Source organism: Marinobacter sp. LM1, from assembly GCF_042763285.1.
Classification (GTDB): Bacteria; Pseudomonadota; Gammaproteobacteria; order Pseudomonadales; family Oleiphilaceae; genus Marinobacter; species Marinobacter nauticus.
In genome coordinates this window covers 2928258-2949583 of sequence record NZ_CP114373.1, presented here as the reverse complement: position 1 = coordinate 2949583, position 21326 = coordinate 2928258, and the positions used below count along the sequence as shown (strand labels likewise).

The window sequence follows — 21326 nt, the reverse complement described above, 5'->3', positions numbered from 1 at the left end:
CTTAATCCTTCGTGACTCGGTTGGCTTCTTCAAGACTGGTCACTCCCTCTATAACCTTGAGAAGCGCCGATTGCCTGAGGTTGCGGAAGCCTTCCGCCTGAGCCTGCTTTGCAATTTTGATGGAGCTGGCTTCTTCCATAATCATGCTTGCCAGCTCATCGGTAATTTTGACCACCTCGTAAATACCAACGCGGCCTTTATATCCACCATTGCATTTATCACAGCCCTTGGGGCGGTACAACGTGAAGCCTGTATCAATTTGTTCTTGTGTGAACCCTTCCTTTAAAAGAACGTCTTTAGGCACATCGGCGGGTTGTTTGCAGCTGCTGCAGAGTCTTCGGCCCAAGCGCTGGGCAATGATCAGGCTGACTGATGTGGCTATGTTAAAAGCGGGCACCCCCATGTTCATCATGCGGGTGAGAGTCTCGGCTGCGCTGTTCGTGTGTAGGGTGGAAAGAACCAGGTGCCCGGTCTGCGCGGCTTTGATGGCGATGTTGGCAGTTTCCAGATCCCGGATCTCACCCACCATGATGACGTCCGGATCCTGTCGGAGGAATGCGCGTAACGCCTCCGCAAAGCCGAGTCCCACGCGGTTATTCACGTTTACCTGGTTAATGCCTTCCAGGTTGATCTCCGCCGGGTCTTCGGCCGTTGAAATATTAATTCCTGGGGTATTCAAAATATTTAGGCCGGTGTAAAGAGATACCGTTTTACCGGAACCGGTTGGTCCTGTAACCAAAATCATGCCTTGAGGCTGTGCCAGGGCATCCATATATAGCTTTTTCTGGTCTTCCTCGTACCCCAGCACGTCGATGCCAAGCTTGGCCTGGCTTGGATCCAGAATCCGCAAAACAATCTTTTCGCCCCAAAGCGTTGGCAGGGTATTTACCCGGAAATCAATGGCTTTGGTTTTGGACAGTTTCATTTTGATCCGGCCGTCCTGTGGTACCCTGCGCTCAGAAATATCGAGCTGCGCCATGATCTTTACACGCGCAGAGATTTTCGGAGCCAGCTTAATGGACGGCCGTGAAACCTCCTTCAATATGCCGTCGGTACGGTAGCGGACACGATAGACTTTCTCATAGGGCTCGAAGTGAATATCTGAAGCCCCGCCCCGAATTGCATCCAACAGCATCTTGTTCACATACTTAACGACGGGTGCATCATCGATATCCGTCGCGGATACGGAGCCATCATCCTCCTCACCTTCACCGCCCTCAGTTTCGACGCCCTCCAAATCGGCATCGTCCAAGTCTCCCATGGTGGTGTCTTGAGATTCTAGATACTTGTCAATAGTCGTACGGAGCTTGGAGTCATCAACCAGAATGGCATCTGTGCTCAGGCCGGTATTGAATTTGATCTCATCTAGCGCCTGAATGTTAGTGGGATCAGAAACCGCAATGAACAGCCGGTTGCCTCGTTTGTACAGTGGTAGCGCGTTATGCTTGCGGACCAGCTTTTCGTCAACGACCTTCTCCGGCATCATTTCCGGAAGAAACGAGTCCAGGTCCAGCACCGAAACACCGAATTCCATCGCTGCAGAAAATGCGAGTTTGGAACTGTCAGCAAGTTGGTTTTGAGTCAGGTAGGTAATCAGTGGAATTCGGTTCTGGGATGCCTGGATGAACGCGTCTTTTGCAGTTTCCTCATCTAAAAGGCCGTCATCCACAAAACGACGGGCCAAGCCTGTCAAGGTCACGTTTCGGTTGCTGCTCGCCATAAATACTCTGAGAAGAATCGTCTAAGTTTCTGAATACGGTGTTTATGACCATAGAGTTTAGATGTGTACTTACATTTTTGAAAGCGCGGCTCGTCTCAGCCTTCATAATCCATGCTGGTATGTAGCGTTTTAGGTCCTGTCAAAAGTTGGTGTGTTTATGGTGACCAAAAATGTCACTCTAAGACGTCCTGTGGCGTGAGATTGTTCTTGATGCGAAGCTTGAAGCTTTTCGTATAGTTCGTAATTGATTGACTTAAAGTGACTTTTGACATTATCTTGCAATTGGCATGAACGATGCTTAACGTGTCTCAGGCTCATCGCGGTGAGGGGCTAAGCTCCACCGCCCCAGAGCTGTAGTACGTCAATTGAAAATTCCAGAGGTCGACAATATGAAAAGTATTCGAATGAACAGAGGTCAGCAGGGCTTTACTCTGATCGAGCTGATGATCGTTGTTGCAATCATTGGTATTTTGGCTGCAGTGGCTATTCCTGCTTATCAGGACTACACCGCTCGTTCCCGCGTCTCTGAAGGTCTTAACTTGGCTGGTGAAGCTAAACTGATCGTAGCAGACAATGCCTCCAACGTTACCCCGGCGGCTGCCGGTGGTCTGGGCGCTGGCTATGCAACAAGCGCTGCAGCGGGCGTTGCCACTACTCCGTGTAATGCTGCTGGTACCTGTGTCCAGACAGTTGGCGATAACGGTACGACAGCCAACACGTCTCAGAATGTCTTGACTATTACCATTACTACTGCAACTGGCCAAATTGACGTAGCTTACTCTGCACGAGTCGCGCCCGCGGGCTCTAATGTTGTAAGCTTGGTGCCGACAGTGAATGGTGGTGCCCTTGCCGCAGGAACACGTCCGACAGGTGCTATTATCTGGACCTGCTACGCTGCAGGTAAAAACGGTGCTCCAGCTGCTGCAACTCTTCCTGGAAACCTTGCTCCTGCGGAGTGTCGTGCCTAATAGTTTGACGTCGTAAATTAGTCAAGCGAAGAGGTTGAATTGAAAGGGGCTCATTCTGAGCCCCTTTTGTTTTTTGGAATGCGTATTTTATGATTATCCATAAGTTGAGAGCCGCGGCTATACATGGTGTTTTTACTCTTCTTGTTAGCTTGGTTGCTGGCTTTTTGGTGTTTTTTGTCTGGTTTCCTTATCCGTTTGGCGAGATGCTCGGCGGCACGGAAATATATATTCTTATAGTTGTTGCCGAGATTTTGTTGGGGCCAGTGGTTTCCTTTGTTATATACAATCCGGGTAAAAAAAGATCTGAGTTGTTTCGCGATTATGCATGTGTTGTGATTTTTCAGGTCGGCCTTCTAATTTATGGGATGTATGCGGTTTTTGTTTCCCGGCCGGTCTACCAGGTTTTTGTTAAAGATCGGATCGAGGTTGTTTCCGCAACTGAGTTAGAGCTATCAGATGTTAATGAAGCCGAAGCCAGTTTTCGTGAACTGCCACTTTGGGGGCCGGAAACTATCTGTGTCAACTTCCCGAAGGATCCTAAAGAGCGCTCGGATTTGCTTGAATCCGCTATGGCTGGGAAAGATATCCAATTGATCCCCAAGTACTACAGAAGGTGCCAAAGTGGAGAGATATTATCAGGAGCTTATAGTGGTGATGAATTTTCAGCTTTAACAGGATTGTCTCTTGATATATTGCCAAAGGAACTGAAGGATTCGGCGTACTATTGGTTGCCCGTGGTTACAAGGTTTGGATCGTGGATCGTGTTTTATAGGGTTGGAGAGCCAGATAATCCAATTTATCTAAACAAAAACCCATTTAAAGATTAACGTTTGGTTGGCTGGATGGTAAGAATGTGGATCAGGGACAGGCACTAGCCTGACCCGACACCCAAAGGCCCGGCGGTTTCGACCCCGGGCCTTTGTTGTTTCCGTCCGTTTGTTTACTGCGTCTAATTCGCGAATGATCATGGACAGGCACTAGCCTGACCAGATTCCCAAAGGCCCGGCGGTTTCGACCCCCGGGCCTTTGTCGTTTCCGGCAGTTTGTTTACTGCGTCTATTTCGGGGTTATCGCAAAACGGCGGCGGCATTCCACCGTGAATTGTGGAAATCTGCCGATTTCAGGCGAGCGACGTCCTCGGCGGGCGCGCCGATAGTCTGATTTGAAAAAGAAGGGGGAGGGAGCCTAAGCCGCTCGTCGGCGCCGTCCAGGATTTCGGTAATCCTGATAGCTGTCCTCAAACGCAGTGGCACGGTGGCACCACCGTTCCGGGTCCAGATTCAACCGTTCCAGAATCGGCAGCGCGTTTTCGTCAATACAGCCGCGTTTGTCGCTCCGGCTGATCCGCCCGGTGCAATCCACCAGTTCCAGGTAATCTTCAAAGCTGAACAGGATGCCTCGCTGGAAGCCGTTTCGAATTACGCCTTCAAAACCCAGTAGCGGTTTTAACGGCACCGAAAACTCATTCAGCGCCTGCTGTTCTGTTTGCCGGGCAATGGCTTCTGCCAGATCAAAGGTGGGATGAATTCGCTCCTTGATGCTGGTGTGTTCGGAGGTTTCTGGCGTCTCTGCCATGGCAGCGCGGATTGGATTCAGGTCGACATAGGCCATGCAGGAAAGGAGGGCTTCTTCGGTATCCAACGCTTGAGACTTGAACCTGCTCTCCCAGAAGTGCCCGGTGCACTCATCTTCCCGGTTGGCCTGCCTCGCAATCGGCTCGTTCAGGCATTTCATAAACCAGCTCAAGTCCGCCAATCGCTGCCGGAAGGTTTCCGCGTATTCCTCCACTCGCCGAAGCTCTGCAGCGCACAGCTCATCGCCCCGGTGATACCTCTGCACCAGTGGTGGCCCTTTATAAAGGCTGCACCAGCGCGCCAGCACCTCATCCATGCTCCACGGCTCTATGTCATCCGGGCTGAGTTTCACCACCAGGTGATAATGGTTCGACATCACCGCATACGCGGCCACATCTACCGCAAACACTGATGCCAGAAGCCGGATTCGCTCTTCAATCCATCCTCGCCGGTGTTCATAATGATTATGGTGAGCGCCGAATGATTGGGTATGGCCCCATAGGCGATCGTGTCTACTGTGTTGTTTATACAGAGCGAAAAGGCATCCGCCGCATAATCAGTCTTCGAAAGGCAAATCGTCGGGAGGTGAGGCTTTATGCAGACAATATCTAAATCAGGTCGGAAGTTTACACTGCCTTCGAGCGATGAAGAGTCAGGCATTAACGAGGGGATTACACAAGACGCAGATACACGCGAGCTCACGGAAGAAGAGTTCCGCCGGTTGCGTCCGGTTGGTCGGCCCAAAGCGGAGACCACTAAAGAACGGATAACTATCAGACTTTCACCGGAGGTCGTTGAGCAGTTTCGCGCCACAGGCAGCGGCTGGCAAACCCGAATGGACAAGGCACTTCAGGAGTATCTGAGAACCCATAGTCAGTCCGATATTGAGAGGTTGGGATAATGCACAACATTCGAGGGAATCTACTGCGCAAGGCTGATCTTGGACAGGCACTAGCCTGCCGCTAGCCTGACCCGTAGACAGTGCCTGCCGCAGACAGGCACTAGCTTGCCCCCTGGACAGGCACTAGCTTACTAGGCACTAGCTTGCCCTGCCCCCTGGACAGGCACTAGCTTACTAGCTCTAGCTTACTAGCTTGTCTCCACAAAATTGATGCCCAAGAACCATGCGCATATACTGAGTAGAACATTTCTCGAGAGGGCAACACCATGCAAACTGCCGAAACTACAAAGTCCATACGTAAACCAACGAATCTATCGCTGGATAGCACTCTTCTCAAAGAGGCAAAATCCCTTGGAATCAATGTCTCTCGGTCTGCAGAAGCAGGAATTGCGGAAGCGGTTAAACTCCATAAGCGGAGCAAATGGCTTAACGAGAATGCTGAAGCGCTTGAAAGCTCGAACGCTTATGTTGAAGCCAACGGCTTGCCTCTTGCACGGCATCGCCAGTTCTGATGTCTCGTTTCGATATCTTTGAAAATAAAAACGGGGCGGGATATCTGCTGGACGTTCAGTCAGACCTTCTCAGTGGCTTGAACACACGAGTAGTTGTGCCGTTACTGCCCAAATCGTCGGCGCCATTCCCTGCTCAGAGGCTGAATCCTGTGTTTAGCATCAACGGCCTGGAAGTCGTCATGGCGACTCAATATATGGCGGCTGTGCCGGAAAGCGAATTGCGTTTTTGCTCCGGTAGCCTTGCTGAGCAGCAAGATGACATTGCCGCAGCACTGGATATGCTGCTTTTGGGCTTTTAGGGGTGATCATGGACACTAGCTATCGCAAACTCAGCTTTTAACGCCCGCTATGGTAAATTGGCAGTCTTGAAAACAACTGAAAGTTGCAACGCCAACCGGAGCCGAAATGCCCACCGCCACAGACAGCCACTGGTCAATGTCACCCAACCCCGAAAAAGCACTTATGCTTGCACAACGTGCGGTGTCGGTATTTGTTTACGATGCAGTGCGCCTGGAGGGCATCAACTTTACGTTACCGGAGGTACAAACCCTGCTGCAGGGTGTCACAGTGGGTGGGCATCGGCTGAGCGATCAGCAAATCGCCGTTAATCAGGGCGAGGCCTGGAAGCTGCTCTTTCAAATGATCCGGGAAGGGAGCTTCAGTTTATCGGCCGATTGCGCCATGGCTCTGCATGCGGTTGCTGCAAGGGAAGAAACATTGGAGTGGGGCTGCTTTCGCAGTGGCTCCGTACTCATTGCCGGCACTGATTACGAGCCACCGGCGGCTAGTGAGTTACCGGAACGTTTTGACCGCATGATCGATGAACTACAACACATGGATGATGTTTACGATCAGGCTGTCCACCTGTTCCTAACCATGGCCCGTTGCCAGTTTTTCTACGATGTGAACAAGCGCATGGGGCGTTTTATGATGAACGGCCACCTGCTGAGCAACGGCTATCCGGCCGTCAATATCCCGGCTTCAAGCCAGCTCGAGTTCAATGAACTTATGCTCCGATTCTACGAGTCTGGCGACCAGCGTGAAATGAATGCATTTGTGCGTAGCTGCATGGACGAACGGGTCGTTCGTATTATGAAAGAAGAGTAAACGGGTCAGACCAGCAGTACATTTCGGCGGTTATTCATGGACAGGCACAGGTTATTCATGGACAGGCACAAGCCTGGGCAATTCATGGACAGGCACAAGCCTGATCGGAGCTTCTCTCATTTGCTGCAGGTCTGATCATCGTCCAGCCAAATACTCCGCCAAAGCTTCAATCTCCCCCTCCGACAAAACTCCAGCCACCCCAATCATCGGCGTACTGTGTTTGGTCGGGTCCATCTCCTTGAACCGTCTAAGGGCAATCCCAAGATATTCAGCCGGTTGGCCGGCCAGACGGGGCATATTCCTGAAACCTTGTGCCTTGTCACCGTGGCAACCGGCGCAGCGCACAGCAAACAATTTTTCGCCAGCGTCAGCCTTGGTCGGGTCGCTGCCGGTGCGGGGCTTCGCCGTTTGCTGGCTGTAATAAACCGCAATATTAATTCGCTCCTCCAATGACAGTGTTTTCGCCAGTTTGGACATCACGTAGTCCTCACGGGTACCGTCGCGGAATTTCTCGAACTGGTTGAACAGGTAGAGCGGGTGTTGGGCGGCCAGGTTGGGTATGTATTCGCGCTTGCTGTTGCCGTCCTCACCGTGACAATAGCCACAGAAGCGGATGCGCTCGTGACCGGCCTCGTAGCTAGCCTGGCGCTTGGCGTCATCGGCCATGATGGCGTTCAGTTGTGACATTGCATCGTCGGCAGGGCTGGCTGAAACCATTTGAGAGGCCGCAAGGCCGACGACGATCATCAGTTTCCTCAAGTGCGAACTACCCAGCATAAGCCACCTACTTCTTCGGAAAGGCCAAAGAATAGTCGGCTGCCCCGGTTGTGGTCTTGCCAAAGATCAAAAATTCGGAATTCAGGGCGTTCGCATCGTCAAATGTTTAAAACAAGCGAGATCAAGACTACGCTTGTTGGCAGGCGCTCACCATGCGGGGCATCGGTATCTTCTTTAACAGTAATGGATAAGGAGAACAGTATGCATAGCAAGAAACAGGGATTATCCCTTGTCACAACGTCCGCGGCTTTGATTCTGGCGGCTTCCCAGGCACTCGCAGAGCCAAAGCTTGAGGTAGAAATGTTTGAAGCCGGCGTGGAAGGCCGCGGGGATTCCATAGGCACGGTTACACTCACCGCTTACGATCAGGGCGTACTCATTGAGTCTGATCTCACTGGTCTCTCGCCCGGAATTCACGGTTTTCACCTTCATGAAAACCCGGACTGCAGCCCGGTAGAAAAAGACGGAAAAACAACACCTGCCGGTGCCGCAGGCGGGCATTACGACCCAGAAAATACCGGGAAGCACAAAGGCCCGTTCGATAAATCCGGACATCTTGGCGACCTGCCGAGGCTGCACGTTGGCCAGGAGGGAGAAAACGCCCAGACCAATATTGCGCCGCGGCTGCAGCTGAGCGATTTTAAAGGCCGGGCCCTGGTGATTCACGGTGGGGGAGACAATTACTCGGATTCACCCCAGCCTCTTGGGGGTGGCGGGGCCCGGGTGGCCTGCGGTGTTGTTGCGGGTTAAAACCTTCATCAGGCCCCGGTGATCACCACTGACCGGGGTCAATTCCTCCCTCCACAGCACTCCCATCATCGGAAAATTACGTTAAGCTTTGTCTATCGCCAACCAGACAAGGACTTACGCGCCTATGAAACTCCGCTTCCTCGGTGGTACAGGCACCGTCACCGGCTCCCGTTATCTGCTTTCCGACGACAATCACCGCATGCTGGTGGATTGTGGCATGTACCAGGGCGTGAAAACCCTGCGCCGCCGAAACTGGGCCAAGTTTCCGGTAGATCCTTCAACTATTGATGCGGTGGTGCTTACCCACGCGCACATTGACCATTCCGGTTACCTTCCTGCATTGGTCAAGAACGGGTTTAAAGGCAAGATCTACTGCACCAAAGCCACTCATGAGCTCTGCAAAGTACTGCTGCCCGATGCCGGGTTCCTGCAGGAAGAGGATGCCAAGTACGCCTTCCGGAAAAAGTTCTCAAAGCACGAAAACCCGGAACCTCTGTTTACCGAGAAAGATGCCTGGGAAGCCCTGAAACACTTTGAATCGTTGCACTTCCACGAAAAATTCGAGCCGGTGAAGGGCTTTGAGGTTCATTTCACTCCGGCCGGGCATATCCTGGGTTCCTCCTGCGTGCACGTTACGCACAAGAGTTCATCCCGCAACGTGGTGTTCAGTGGCGATGTCGGGCGCCAGGACGACATCATTATGCGCCCACCAGAGCCCATCAGTCATGCCGATGTTTTGGTGTGTGAATCCACTTACGGCGACCGCACCCATGGTGAAACCGATCCAGAAAAGGATCTGGAGGAGATTATCACTAAAACCGCGGGCCGCGGCGGGATCGTATTGATGCCCGCTTTCGCCGTTGGCCGGGCCCAGATGTTGTTGTACGTTGTGCACAAACTGATGGGGCAGGGGCGTATTCCGAAGCTACCGGTGTATCTCAACAGCCCCATGGCCATCAAAGCCACGGAAATTTTTTGCAAACATCACAAAGAGCACAAGCTGAACGGCGCCCAGTGCGAGCTGATCGACGACAAAACAGAGTTCGTTCGCACCGTCGAGGAATCCATTGAGCTGGATGCCGTGAGATATCCCTGCGTGATCATCTCAGCCAGTGGAATGGCCTCGGGCGGCCGGGTGTTGCACCACCTTAAAACCCTGCTGCCAAATCCCAGAAATAGCGTTGTCTTTGCGGGCTTCCAGGCACCTGGCACACGCGGCGATGTCTTGGTGCATGGCGCCGAATCGGTCAAGATTCACGGTGAGTACTGGCCGGTGAAAGCAGAGATCCATAACATGGATTCCATGAGTGCTCATGGCGACTATCGGGAAATCCTGCACTGGCTGGAGCAAGGTACTCTGAAGCCCGAAAAGGTGTACGTGACTCACGGCGAAGCGGTGGCCAGTGATACCATGCGCAAGCGCATCTCGGAAAAGTTCGGATGGGATGCCGAGGTACCGGATTTGTTCGAAGAGGTAGAGATCTGATGCACTACAGCTCCATACTGCCAGATGTGATCAAAATCGCTGATGAAGCCAGCGAAAAAGTGCTGCATATCTACCAGTCTGATTTCAAGGTGAATTATAAGGAAGATCACTCACCCATCACCGCTGCGGACATCGCCAGCCACGACATCATTGTCAAGGGCCTGCGCCAGATCAGCCGGGACATTCCCGTACTCTCGGAAGAGGGCGCGGAGATTCCCTGGGAAGAGCGGAAAAAATGGCGCCGGTTCTGGCTGATTGACCCCATCGACGGCACCAAGGATTTTACCCAGCGCACGGGCGAATTCACCGTTAACATCGCCATGATTGAAGACGGCGAGCCCGTAATGGGCGTGGTCACCGCTCCAGCCCTGAAAGAAGCTTTCTGGGGTATCAAGGGTGAAGGTGCTCACATGCGGGACCGCACCGGCCGGGTGCACCGCATACGGGTGGCAGAACCCAAAGACACGTTGCGGGTGGTCGCCAGCAAAAATCACCTCAACGAGGAAACCCGCGCCTTTATCGACACCCTCGGCGCACACGAAACCGTCCAGGCTGGCAGCTCCCTGAAATTCTGCAGAATTGCCGAAGGGCATGCTGATATTTATCCACGAATGGGCCCGACCAGCGAGTGGGATACTGCGGCCGCCCACGCGGTGCTCGTCGCCGCAGGGGGGAAGGTGCAAACGCCGGAGGGCCAGCCCTTGGTTTACGGAAAAGAAAACATCCTGAACCCCAATTTCATTGCCGCGGGAAACTGGTATTTCTAACCCATGACCTGGTACGCACTACAACACAAGCCGGCTCAGGGCGACCGGGCAGTCCAGCACCTGCAGAATCAGGACATCGCCTGCTTCTACCCGAAAATCGAGGTGGAGAAGATCAAGGCAGGTAAACGCACCAAAAAGCTGGAGCCACTGTTTCCGGGGTACGTATTTGTGAACCTGGAGCAAAGCGACCCGAAGTGGGCTAAGCTCCGGTCCACTCGCGGTGTGCTGCGCATTGTCAGCTTTGCCAACCGGCCAGCACCGATTGACGACGAAGTGATTGCTCACATTAAAAGCAGTATGGATAAGGTGGCAGAGCAGGGCGGCATCAAGCCGGGTCAGCCCATAGAGCTGGATGATGGCCCGTTTAAAGGCATTAGCGCGATTTTTCAGGCCTATGATGGCGAAGAACGCGCAATTGTGCTGATTTCCTTTATGCAGAAGCAGCAGCAGGTAAAGGTGCCTGTTTCCGTTATCAGAACTTGACGGCAGTCTGACGACGATGTGTTGAAAATGTGATCGAATTGGTTGCGCTTTCTAATGTTTAACAAATGTTTACTGCCAGGGCACCCGAATTACCCAAGTGTCAGACTTTTTGTCACTTGCTTGTCATAGCGCTTGCCGTAGAATCGTCATGCTTTTGAAATACTTCATTCATTCCCTGACAAGGAAGCTGTTGGGAACTTCTCTCCCGTTGTAGCCGTTTTATCCTTGTCCGCAGAAAATAACTCTTATGACCTTAAAACACTGGGCCCTGGTCGGTGGGGCGGTAGCGTGCCAGAAAGCTTCATGAACGACTTTTCAAGAACCAAATTTCACCCGCATCAGCTTGCGAGTGTCCGGTTATCCAGACCTCAACATGAGTACCCACTGGCCCCGATGACCAGGGCCCCCATCAAGTTTATTTTCTGGGGGCAATGGGCTGTAGCAACCTTTATCCAGGTGAGCCTGCTGTTAGTTTTAACCCTGGATAAATCCGGTGACGTTCCTTCCACCTACCGCGTCCTGGCAGTACTCTCCTCCCTGCTTGCGATTCCTTTATACGCTGTCTATCGGGCATTCAGCACCCGCAATGGCTATCTCGCTGGCATTGCAAGACTGGCAGCGGCCTGGGCTACCCTTGCGGCCATTTTGGTGTTTATTGGCTTTATTACAAAAACCAGCGAAACCTACTCACGGGAAGTCGTGCTCCAATGGATCGTTGGTGGCTTTTTGCTACAAGCTATTGCCTTTATGCCTCTCCACAAGGTTGCCCGGCGAGTAGAAACCAAGCTGGGATCGGCCAGTACCTGCGTGGTGATTGGTTCAGGCCAGTTGGCCTATAACCTGGCCAGTAAACTCCGATACGAGCGCAGCGAAGACATGGTTGGCCTGGTGGTGCTTGACGATGCTCAGGACGACGAGCTTGAAGAAACAAGCTACTTTCCAACCCTCGGTTACGTAAGCCAGTTGCGCGATATTATCCGCACGAATCAGGTGGCCCGTGTCTATATTGCGTTACCGGCAAGGGAGACGGATCAGATAGAGGGCCTCTACGTCGACTTGTTGGATGCCAGTGTAGACGTCGTCTGGGTGCCGGATTTCGCCAACCTGAAACTGCTGAATCACAGTATTCACAATCTGGGCGGAATGCCGGCCATACACTTGAACGAAAGCCCGCTCACCGCGTACCCAGGCAGTGCGCTCATGAAGTCTTTTATGGACAAGTCATTGGCACTGTTGGGTATTATCTTGCTCAGCCCGGTGCTACTGGCTTGCGCCATTGCCGTTAAGCATTCCTCCCCGGGCCCGATACTTTTCCGCCAGGAGCGTCATGGCTGGAACGGCAACATCATTGAAGTATTGAAGTTCCGTTCCATGAAGGTCCATAACGATGCGCAGGTAAAGCAGGCGCAGAAGCAAGACCCACGTGTTACCCCCATCGGCCGTTTCCTGCGCCGATCCTCCCTCGATGAACTCCCACAGTTGTTCAATGTGCTGAAGGGCGATATGTCCTTGGTAGGCCCCAGGCCACATGCTGTTGCCCACAACGATTACTACTCCGACAAGATTCTTGCCTATATGGCCCGCCACAGAATCAAGCCTGGTATCACGGGTCTGGCTCAGATCAGCGGCTACCGCGGCGAAACCGAAACATTGGACAAGATGCAAAAGCGCGTTGAGCTGGATCTGGAATATATCAACCACTGGAGCTTGTGGTTGGATATCAAGATTCTGATTAAAACCCCTCTGACTCTTCTTTCCAAAAACATCTACTGAAACGATAGGGCCCGGAATGCCTGTATCCCGACGCAGACAATTGATCACCGCCGGAGTAATGCTTGCGGCTTCAACGGCACTAAACGCGGCCCCCTGGCTTGAGCCAGGGGACGCCCGAGCACGGCACTCGCTGCAAAAACTGGCCGACCGAGGGCATTACGACAAAGGCGTAACGACATGGCCTGTGATGTGGGCAGATATCGATAGCGGCGTAAGCAATTCGATTGCCGCAGACGCTGGCGCCGTTAGCTCCCAGGCAGCGTATCTGAATTTCGAGCGGGAACAGTTGGGCAGCCCGGGAGTGAGATTTGAAATTCAGGGTTCTGGAAGTACACAAGCCAGATCAATTCGTGGATTTGCCAGTCACCCACGGGAGAAAGGTGAGCTCTCGGTTAATCTGCAGTGGCAGGGCGAATATGTCGCGCTGGGAGTCAAGCCCAGTGTGGTGGCCAATGCCTCCGACGATGAAACCCTCAGATTAGACGGCTCATATCTCGCGGCAACCCCAGGCAACTGGGTGGTGGGTGCCGGCGCTATCGAGCGATGGTGGGGGCCTGGATGGCAATCCGCCATGGTACTCTCCACCAATGCCCGGCCCATGCCAGCGGTTTGGCTGAACCGAAAAGACACCTCGGCGCCGGAATCCGATTGGCTGGAATGGTTGGGGCCCTGGAATCTCACAGTCTTCGCCGGCGAGATGGAAGAGGAAAGAATCGTTTCCGATATTCGGCTGGTAGGTATGCGCCTCAACCTGCGCCCGATTCAGGGCCTGGATCTTGGTTTTACGCGAGCAATCATGTTCGGTGGGGAAGGCTACCCCGGAGGCTTCTCCACCTTCTGGGATGCGTTCATCGGCAAAGATAACTCCTACGACGGCTCAGATCCCGGCAACCAGATCGGCGCAATCGACATCCGCTACGGTTTCCCGGTGGGGGAACAATCCATGAGTGTTTACATGGAGATGATGGGCGAAGACGAGGCCGGATACATCCCGTCACGGAAATCCTGGTTGTTTGGAGTCGACTGGACCAGTCAGCTCCTGGGCGCAGACCAGCAATGGTTCTTCGAATTCACCAGTACGCTTGCAGACGACATAGTGGGCGACGCCATTCCAAACTACGCCTACAGCCATTTTCGCTATAAAACCGGTTACCAATACTACGGACGTAATATGGGATCCACCTTCGATGGAGATGCTGAGGCGCTGACGGCTGGCCTGTTTCATTTCCTGCCCGATGGTAGTAACGTCTCGCTGGCGCTGACCTACGCAGACCTCAATAACGATGGAGGTAACCGCGTTTCTCAGCCAGATAATGATATCTTTTACTTCGTCCCGGACGGCGCCCAGAAAGTGGCCATTGTCAAAGCCGGGTACGGAACCGAAGTGTTAAAAGGTTGGTTGGACCTTAACCTGCAAGCTACCGATAAAAAAATCGAGCTTTTAGGTGGTGAACAAGACCAGTGGACCGCCAGTGCAAGCTGGACCTACAGATTCTAAAAATCCGCGATACAAACTCAGAACCGGAATAACGTAACCGTGAACCTGACAAAACGCCTGCTTACCTTCGTACTGCTTCTGCCCTTGGTGGCGGCTGCCCAGTCGATTACGCCCGCCCAGATTGAACAGTTTAAAAGCTTGCCCAAAGCCCAACAGGAGGCACTTGCAAGGCAATACGGCGTAGACCTGAACGCACTGACTGGCGGGAACGCGGCATCCAGCCGTCCTCAACCGGTGCAAGTAGTAGAACCGGTGAATCAGATTACCGATCAGGAGCGCGACAAGGCGCTCGCAGAACAGGCAGAAGAGCAAAAAACGGCGGACAAGAACAATGGCCTTAAGCCCTTCGGCTATGACCTGTTCGCTGGAGACCCCAGCACCTTTGCTCCGGTAACGGAGATTCCGGTACCTGCAGACTATACGATGGGTCCTGGAGATGTGCTGCGCATTCAACTCTGGGGCAAAGAAAACCAGAACCTTGAGCTTCCCGTAAGCCGGGATGGCACCATCAGCTTTCCGGATTCCGGTCCCCTGAGTGTGGCCGGGCTGAGTTTTGATGAGGCTCGGGAGCAAATCAGAACGCGGGTTTCAGAACAGTACATTGGGGTACAGGCCAGTGTTTCACTGGGCGAACTGCGCAGCATGAGAGTGTTTGTCCTCGGAGAGGCAAGAAACCCGGGTTCATACACGGTTAGCTCGCTCTCTACCATCACCAATGCGCTGTATGTCTCTGGCGGTATCAAACAAACCGGCTCCCTCAGAAACGTGCAGCACAAGCGCGATGGTAAGTTATTAGGCACTCTGGATTTGTACGAGCTGCTGCTCAACGGTGATAGCCGCAACGACAACCGCCTGCAGGCAGGGGATGTTATTTTCATCCCGCCAGTGGGAAAACGCGTCGGCATTGAGGGCGAAGTCTACCGGCCAGCGCTTTATGAGCTGGATGGTGAAAACTCGCTGGCACAATTGATCAGTATGGCCGGCGGCCTCACGCCTCAGGCCTACCCGCAACGCATTAACATAGAGCGCACAAACGAAGACTTTCTACGCATCATCGCGGAGGCCGACTACACCAGCCCAAAAGGCCGCAAAGCCACTATCCAGGCAGGTGACAGAATTACCATTCCTTCCATAGCAGACATTACCGGTCAGTACGTAGAAGTTCAGGGCGCGGCAGTCAGAACTGGCAAGTTCGCTTGGGTTCCCGGTATGCGTGTAAGCTCCCTGATTAAGAATCTGGATGCAGATCTGTCTCCTGTGGCCGACAAACAATACGCTGCGGTTGTTCGCACAGACCCTGAAAATGACACTATTTCTGTACTGAACCTGCAGCTAAGGGAAGCCGTGCGTAACCCCGGTGGTCAGCAGGATCTCCAGCTGCAGGAAAAAGACCGATTGCTGTTTTTCTCAGACGCGGGAAAAGTTGATATCGAAAGCGAAGCCGATCTGGCGCATCAACCAGACGGCAAAGCCAAAGCCGACGAAGTGTCTGCCAGTGATACCTTCACTCGCGAAAAACTATTTGAACCTGTGATCCAGCGCCTGAAGGCCCAGGCCAGCCCGACCCGGCCGCAGCAAACCATTGCGATCAGTGGTCCGGTGCGATACCCCGGTGAGTACCCCCTGCCTGCTACCCAAAGGCTGGAAGATGCCATTTTTGTGGCCGGTGGCCTGAAAGACTCGGCGTCGCTCTACCAAGCCGAAATAGCCCGCTACACCGTAGATGAGAACGGCGTGGGCCAAACGCACATTCTTAACGTGAACCTGACGGATGCCATGGCAGGTAGAAGCAATATCGAATTGCAAAGCCGCGACAGGGTACTGATCAAGTCCATTCCTGAGTTTGCCAAAACGCGCACCATTGAACTCAAAGGAGAAGTCCGTTACCCGGGTATCTACACCTTCCGTGATGGCGAAACACTCAAAGACGTGCTCCAACGCGCCGGTGGTTTGACAGAGAATGCATTCCCTCGCGGAGCCGTATTTACACGAGAAAAACTGCGTCAATTGGAAGCTCAGCGCCTGCGCGAAGCCGAAGAGCGCCTGCAGGGCGATTTACTAAGCGTACAACTAGAGGGTGACAACTTTGGCGGCCAAACCTCGCAGCGTATCCAGCAGGTTGAAGGCCTCTTGGAGGATGTCCAGAACAGCCGCCCGGTTGGGCGAATGGTGATTGATCTTGCGGCTGTTTTAAGCGATGAAGACTATCAGCCGATTCGCCTGCAAGACGGCGATAGCCTGACCATACCCACGATTCCCCAAGCGGTTTCTGTCTTCGGGGAAGTTCAATTCCCCACCAGTCATCTGCACCAACAAGGCCTGACCGTGGATGACTACCTCGAACGTTCCGGTGGTCCCACCCGGCAAGCAGATGAAGACCGAGTTTATGTGGTCAAAGCCGATGGCTCCGTTATGCTCCCGGAGCGCAGCCAATGGTTTGGTGGCCGAAGCCAGCAGTTGCAACCTGGCGACACCATTATCATGCCGATTGATGTAGACCGCCTGAATCAGCTCGAACTCTGGACCAACGTCAGCCAGATCGTTTACCAGATGGCACTGGGCGCCGCAGCTGTGGGGAACCTCTGATGAACGAGACAGCGCCACAACCGACCTATTACCCGGATGATGAAATCGACCTGCGCGAACTGTTCGCCACTCTCTGGCGAGGCAAATGGATAATAATGCTGACGACACTGGTGTTCGCGGCTGCAGGCGTTGGCTATGCGCTATACAAACCCAACATCTACCAGTCCAGCGTGCTAGTGGCGCCGGCCCAGGAAGAGGGCGGTGGCCTCAGTGGCCTGGCCAGCCAGTTTGGAGGTTTGGCCAGCCTCGCGGGCATTAATCTGGGGGGCGGAAGCTCGAATCAGACCGTTATTGCCAAAGAAGTGCTGCAGTCCCGAGCCTTCCTTACTGATTTTTTCCATCGCCATGATATGGAAATTCCGTTAATGGCTGTGGAAGGTTGGAATAAGAAGACCGGAGACTGGGTGTACGACCGAGACAAGTACAATCCCGAAACGGGCGAATGGCTGCCCGACAGCGATGGTGAGAGCCATAAACCTACCGATTGGGACATGGTAGAAACCTTCCGGGAAGACCACTTCAGTGTTGGCGAAGCCAAAGACACCGGCATGATTACGGTGAGCGTGAAGCACTACTCCCCGATTCTGGCAAAGGAGTGGGCGGAAAAGCTGGTGCAAGATATCAACGAGCACATGCGCAAGCAGGATGTGGAAGAAGCCGAAGCCCGGATAGCGTACCTCGAGCAAAAACTGGACGAAACCAACATCGCGGGCATGCAGCAAGTGTTCTACCAGCTCATCGAGAATGAAACCCGCACAGTGATGTTGGCCAATGCCCAGAAAGAGTATGTATTCAAAACGGTAGACCCCGCGGTTGTGGCGGAGGAAAAGGCCGAACCGAAGCGGGCGCTGATCTGCGTAATAGCAACGCTTCTGGGTGGCATGCTCGGGGTATTTATTGTGTTTATCAGAGCCTTTATCAGAGGTTCCGATGGTGAGAGCTCTAGCCAAAGCAATACCGGCGATACAACCGCGTAATGAAGCACCTGGTCATCAGGCTCACCAACCTCGGGCTGCGGGGCACTACCTTAGTCAGCAAATTTCTGCTCATTTTCATGCTGGCGAGGTTTTTGGAGCCTGCGGAATTGGGCCTGTACGGCCTGCTTACGGTAACCATAAGCTATGCCCTCTATTTTCTGGGCTTTGATTTCTACATATTCACTACCCGTGAGATCCTGAAAGCAGAGCCTGAAAACCGGGGCCAACTACTCAAGAGCCAGGTTGCTCTCAGCCTTATTTTGTATGCGGTCTTTCTGCCGCTCACTGTTGGTCTGTTCGCCCTGGAGCTGCTGCCCTGGTGGTTGTTCCCCTGGTTTCTGGTCATCCTGGTATTGGAGCATATAACTCAGGAACTGAATCGCCTGCTAGTAGCGCTGCAGCGCCAGCTCGTTGCCAGTTGGGTGCTCTTCTTCCGCGCCGGCGCCTGGTGTGTGGCAGTGGTCGCAGTTATGTTCCTCAATGAGCCCAGCCAGGAACTGCCAACCGTACTTACAGGTTGGATAGCCGGTAGCAGTATTGGGATGTTGATTGGTGTAGCCGTGTTATGGCGAATACCCATGGGTGGCTGGTTGAAAGGGGTAGATTGGGGGTGGCTGAAGAAAGGCCTGAAGATTGCGATTCCCATGCTGATTGCCACACTGGCTCTGCGTGGCATCTACACCGTGGATCGGTACTGGTTTGAAGCCCTCGCAGGGCTGGATGTGCTCGGGGCGTACGTGCTTTTTATTGGTATGTGCATGGCGTTGCTGGGCTTTATGGATGCGGGCGTGTTTACTTTCCTATACCCGGCTATGATCGCCGCCCATGCCAACAACAATGCCGCAGAGTTCCGAAAAAAATACCACCAGTTGGCATGGCAGACGGTAGCCCTTACTGCGCTGTTCTCTGCGTGCGCCTGGCTGGCGGCCATGCCGTTGCTGCAGTGGCTGGATAAACCGCTTTATCTTGAACGTATTGATCTGTTTGCTTGGTTGCTGCTCTCCACTGGGCTTTTTGTGGTGGGAATGATTCCGCATTACGGTTTGTACGCCAGAGGCCAAGACAAAGCGCTGATTGTGGCTCATATCGCAGGATTCTTGGTTTTCCTGGCCAGTACTGCTGCCCTGGCGCCGATAGCCGGAGAACTAGCGGTACCTTTTGGGCTGATATCCGCCTTCGCATTTATGCTGGCCTGGAAAACCTTCCAGTTCTACCGATTAACACCCGCCGACTGGCGGTGATACCATTCATCTTTACCGTAAAACCCAGAGAAAGTGACTATGCTCGAAAACTCCACCATCCTCGTCACCGGCGGCACCGGCTCCTTCGGCCACAAATTCATTCCAATGACCCTGGAAAAGTACAACCCCAAGAAAATCATCGTGTTTTCCCGGGATGAAATGAAGCAGTGGGAGATGGCGAAGTTGTTCCAGGGCGACGACCGCCTGCGCTTCTTCATTGGTGATGTCCGCGACAGAGACCGCCTTTACCGGGCGTTGGATGGTGTGGACTACGTAGTGCATGCAGCCGCCACCAAAATTGTACCCACTGCCGAGTACAATCCGTTCGAGTGCGTTAAGACCAACATCCACGGCGCCATGAACCTGATCGATGCCGCCATCGATAAAGGCATCAAGGGCGTTGTGGCTCTCTCCACCGATAAAGCCAGTAGCCCAATCAATCTGTACGGTGCCACCAAACTGGCGTCTGACAAGCTGTTTGTTGCAGGTAACTCCTACGCCGGTGGCCACCAAACCAAGTTCTCTGTGGTTCGGTATGGCAACGTAATGGGTTCACGCGGCTCAGTTATCCCGTTCTTTATGTCTATTAAAGACAAAGGCGTGCTGCCCATTACCGACCCGCGTATGACTCGTTTCATGATCAGCCTGGAGCAGGGTGTGGAGCTGGTATGGCATGCCTTTGAAGACATGGTGGGCGGCGAGATCTACGTGAAGAAAATTCCGTCCATGAAGGTGACGGATCTGGCCCGAGTTGTTGCTCCAGAAGCCAAGCAGGAAATCGTAGGTATTCGCCCGGGCGAGAAGCTGCATGAGCAGATGATTGGTGCCGAGGATTCATACTTCACCTACGAGTACCCCGAGCATTTCAAAATTCTGCCCAACATCAATGATTGGGGAACGTGTAAAGAGCGCATCAAAGACGGCAAGCCGGTGTCTGAAGGCTTTGTGTACGCCAGTGATAACAACACCGAATGGATGACAGACGAAGAACTGCAATCCTGGATTGACCGCCACAACAGCGAAATTGGCAAGATCTGACCATGATTCCCTACGGTAAGCAGGACATTAACCAGGCAGATATCGATGCAGTACTGGAGGTGCTGAAGTCAGACTTCCTGACTCAAGGCCCGATGGTGCCTAAATTTGAACAGGCGGTGGCAAACCATGTGGGGGCTAACCATGCCTTGGCAGTCAACAGTGCCACTTCAGCGTTGCACATTGCCTGCCTGGCATTGGGCCTGGGGGAGGGCGACTGGCTATGGACCACGCCTGTTACCTTTGTAGCCTCCGCTAACTGCGGGTTGTATTGCGGTGCCAGGGTCGATTTCGTGGATATCGACCCAAAAACCTACAACCTGTGCCCGGTTGCGCTAAAGAAAAAGCTTGAACAGGCAAAGCAGGAAGACCGTTTGCCGAAAGTGGTGGTGGCGGTTCACTTGTGCGGCCAGCCGTGCAACATGGAAGCGATTGGTAACCTCGGGAAAGAGTACGGTTTCAAGGTAATTGAAGACGCGTCCCACGCGATTGGCGGCAAATACCAGGGCGAGTTTATCGGCAACGGTCGATATAGCGATATCACTGTGTTCAGTTTCCATCCGGTCAAGATTGTGACCACTGCTGAAGGCGGTATGGCGGTAACGAACAGTGCTGGGTTAGCGGAAAAGATGAACCTGCTGCGCAGCCACGGCATTACCCGAGACCCAGCCTTGATGACCCATGAACCTGACGGGCCCTGGTATTACCAGCAAGTGGATCTGGGCTTCAATTACCGGATGACAGAATTGCAGGCGGCTCTGGGAGCAAGCCAGATGCGGCGGCTGGATGCGTTTGTGGCCCGCCGGCATCAGCTGGCAAAAAGATACGACAGACTGTTGAGCGATTTGCCTGTTGTATTGCCCTGGCAGCATCCAGACAGCTATTCTGGACTTCACCTCTACGTTGTCCGCCTAAAGCTGGATGTCATTTCCCGAACTCACCGGGAGGTGTTCGAGTCTTTGCGGGAACAGGGAATTGGGGTCAACCTGCACTACATTCCGGTACATACGCAGCCATTTTATGAGTCCATGGGCTTTGAGGCTGAAGCGTTTCCTCAATCAATGGCTTACTACCGCGAAGCGATCAGCCTCCCTATGTTTCAGGGATTAACCGATGATCAGCAAGACGAAGTAGTTGAGGCACTCCGAGTGGCTCTGGCGGGAGAGTGATC

General features: G+C 53.4%; 21 protein-coding genes. 18 read left to right on the top strand and 3 right to left on the bottom strand.

The features are described from left to right. Position 1: 1 nt before the first annotated feature. A complete protein-coding gene (pilB, locus tag OZ656_RS13765; protein WP_379944639.1) occupies positions 2–1720 on the bottom strand; it encodes a type IV-A pilus assembly ATPase PilB in 1719 nt (572 codons plus the stop codon). A 389-nt stretch (positions 1721–2109) separates the two neighbouring features. On the opposite strand from pilB, the gene OZ656_RS13760 reads away from it, so the two are divergent. Further along, positions 2110–2688 (top strand): prepilin-type N-terminal cleavage/methylation domain-containing protein, encoded by a 579-nt coding sequence (locus OZ656_RS13760; RefSeq protein WP_379944638.1) that lies wholly within the window; start codon positions 2110–2112, stop codon positions 2686–2688. 89 nt (positions 2689–2777) lie between these two features. Beyond that, on the top strand, positions 2778–3515 hold the full coding sequence (locus OZ656_RS13755) for a hypothetical protein (protein ID WP_379944637.1): 738 nt from the start codon (positions 2778–2780) through the stop codon (positions 3513–3515). 358 nt (positions 3516–3873) lie between these two features. Here OZ656_RS13755 and OZ656_RS13750 read toward each other — a convergent pair whose 3' ends face one another. Beyond that, positions 3874–4671 (bottom strand): transposase, encoded by a 798-nt coding sequence (locus OZ656_RS13750; RefSeq protein ID WP_379944636.1) that lies wholly within the window; start codon positions 4669–4671, stop codon positions 3874–3876. 2 nt (positions 4672–4673) lie between these two features. On the opposite strand from OZ656_RS13750, the gene OZ656_RS13745 reads away from it, so the two are divergent. The 5 genes from OZ656_RS13745 to OZ656_RS13725 all read left to right on the top strand — a co-directional run bounded on the left by OZ656_RS13745 (position 4674) and on the right by OZ656_RS13725 (position 6782). Further along, positions 4674–4874: a BrnT family toxin gene (locus OZ656_RS13745; protein WP_379944635.1), complete on the top strand. Its 201-nt coding sequence runs from the start codon at positions 4674–4676 to the stop codon at positions 4872–4874. Beyond that, positions 4858–5163, top strand: coding sequence for a BrnA antitoxin family protein (locus tag OZ656_RS13740; protein WP_379944634.1), 306 nt, complete (start codon positions 4858–4860; stop codon positions 5161–5163). Before OZ656_RS13745 ends, OZ656_RS13740 begins: the two co-directional genes overlap by 17 nt. A 266-nt stretch (positions 5164–5429) precedes the next feature. Further along, the gene (locus OZ656_RS13735) at positions 5430–5675 is read left to right on the top strand and encodes a type II toxin-antitoxin system CcdA family antitoxin (protein WP_081698882.1); all 246 of its coding nucleotides are present in this window, start codon (positions 5430–5432) and stop codon (positions 5673–5675) included. Continuing rightward, positions 5675–5974, top strand: coding sequence for a CcdB family protein (locus OZ656_RS13730; RefSeq protein WP_023011844.1), 300 nt, complete (start codon positions 5675–5677; stop codon positions 5972–5974). Before OZ656_RS13735 ends, OZ656_RS13730 begins: the two co-directional genes overlap by 1 nt. Positions 5975–6080: 106 nt before the next feature. Further along, positions 6081–6782 carry a Fic family protein gene (locus OZ656_RS13725; protein ID WP_286714674.1) on the top strand — a complete coding sequence of 234 codons (702 nt, stop codon included), beginning with the start codon at positions 6081–6083 and terminating at the stop codon, positions 6780–6782. A 135-nt stretch (positions 6783–6917) separates the two neighbouring features. Here OZ656_RS13725 and OZ656_RS13720 read toward each other — a convergent pair whose 3' ends face one another. Then, positions 6918–7529, bottom strand: coding sequence for a c-type cytochrome (locus OZ656_RS13720; protein WP_379944633.1), 612 nt, complete (start codon positions 7527–7529; stop codon positions 6918–6920). Between the two features lie 231 nt (positions 7530–7760). On the opposite strand from OZ656_RS13720, the gene sodC reads away from it, so the two are divergent. The 11 genes from sodC to pseC all read left to right on the top strand — a co-directional run bounded on the left by sodC (position 7761) and on the right by pseC (position 21324). Further along, positions 7761–8309 carry a superoxide dismutase [Cu-Zn] SodC gene (gene sodC / locus OZ656_RS13715; protein ID WP_379944632.1) on the top strand — a complete coding sequence of 183 codons (549 nt, stop codon included), beginning with the start codon at positions 7761–7763 and terminating at the stop codon, positions 8307–8309. Positions 8310–8433: 124 nt separating this feature from the next. After that, complete coding sequence (locus OZ656_RS13710; protein WP_379944631.1) at positions 8434–9795, top strand: MBL fold metallo-hydrolase; 1362 nt, start codon at positions 8434–8436, stop codon at positions 9793–9795. Beyond that, positions 9795–10562, top strand: a complete 768-nt coding sequence (gene cysQ / locus OZ656_RS13705) for a 3'(2'),5'-bisphosphate nucleotidase CysQ (protein WP_023009042.1) — start codon at positions 9795–9797, stop codon at positions 10560–10562. The genes OZ656_RS13710 and cysQ overlap by 1 nt, the downstream gene beginning before the upstream one ends. Positions 10563–10565: 3 nt before the next feature. Then, positions 10566–11045 (top strand): transcription/translation regulatory transformer protein RfaH, encoded by a 480-nt coding sequence (rfaH, locus tag OZ656_RS13700; RefSeq protein ID WP_379944630.1) that lies wholly within the window; start codon positions 10566–10568, stop codon positions 11043–11045. 393 nt (positions 11046–11438) lie between these two features. Further along, the gene (locus OZ656_RS13695) at positions 11439–12818 is read left to right on the top strand and encodes an undecaprenyl-phosphate glucose phosphotransferase (RefSeq protein ID WP_379944629.1); all 1380 of its coding nucleotides are present in this window, start codon (positions 11439–11441) and stop codon (positions 12816–12818) included. A 16-nt stretch (positions 12819–12834) separates the two neighbouring features. Continuing rightward, a complete protein-coding gene (locus OZ656_RS13690; RefSeq protein ID WP_379944628.1) occupies positions 12835–14316 on the top strand; it encodes a capsule assembly Wzi family protein in 1482 nt (493 codons plus the stop codon). Positions 14317–14355: 39 nt separating this feature from the next. Beyond that, positions 14356–16902: an SLBB domain-containing protein gene (locus OZ656_RS13685; RefSeq protein WP_379944627.1), complete on the top strand. Its 2547-nt coding sequence runs from the start codon at positions 14356–14358 to the stop codon at positions 16900–16902. Then, positions 16902–17879, top strand: a complete 978-nt coding sequence (locus tag OZ656_RS13680; protein ID WP_379944626.1) for a Wzz/FepE/Etk N-terminal domain-containing protein — start codon at positions 16902–16904, stop codon at positions 17877–17879. Before OZ656_RS13685 ends, OZ656_RS13680 begins: the two co-directional genes overlap by 1 nt. After that, positions 17879–19120 carry a lipopolysaccharide biosynthesis protein gene (locus OZ656_RS13675; protein ID WP_379944625.1) on the top strand — a complete coding sequence of 414 codons (1242 nt, stop codon included), beginning with the start codon at positions 17879–17881 and terminating at the stop codon, positions 19118–19120. The genes OZ656_RS13680 and OZ656_RS13675 overlap by 1 nt, the downstream gene beginning before the upstream one ends. 39 nt (positions 19121–19159) lie before the next feature. Then, positions 19160–20158, top strand: a complete 999-nt coding sequence (gene pseB / locus OZ656_RS13670; RefSeq protein WP_379944624.1) for a UDP-N-acetylglucosamine 4,6-dehydratase (inverting) — start codon at positions 19160–19162, stop codon at positions 20156–20158. Positions 20159–20160: 2 nt separating this feature from the next. After that, a complete protein-coding gene (pseC, locus tag OZ656_RS13665) occupies positions 20161–21324 on the top strand; it encodes a UDP-4-amino-4,6-dideoxy-N-acetyl-beta-L-altrosamine transaminase (protein ID WP_379944623.1) in 1164 nt (387 codons plus the stop codon). Positions 21325–21326 lie beyond the last annotated feature (2 nt).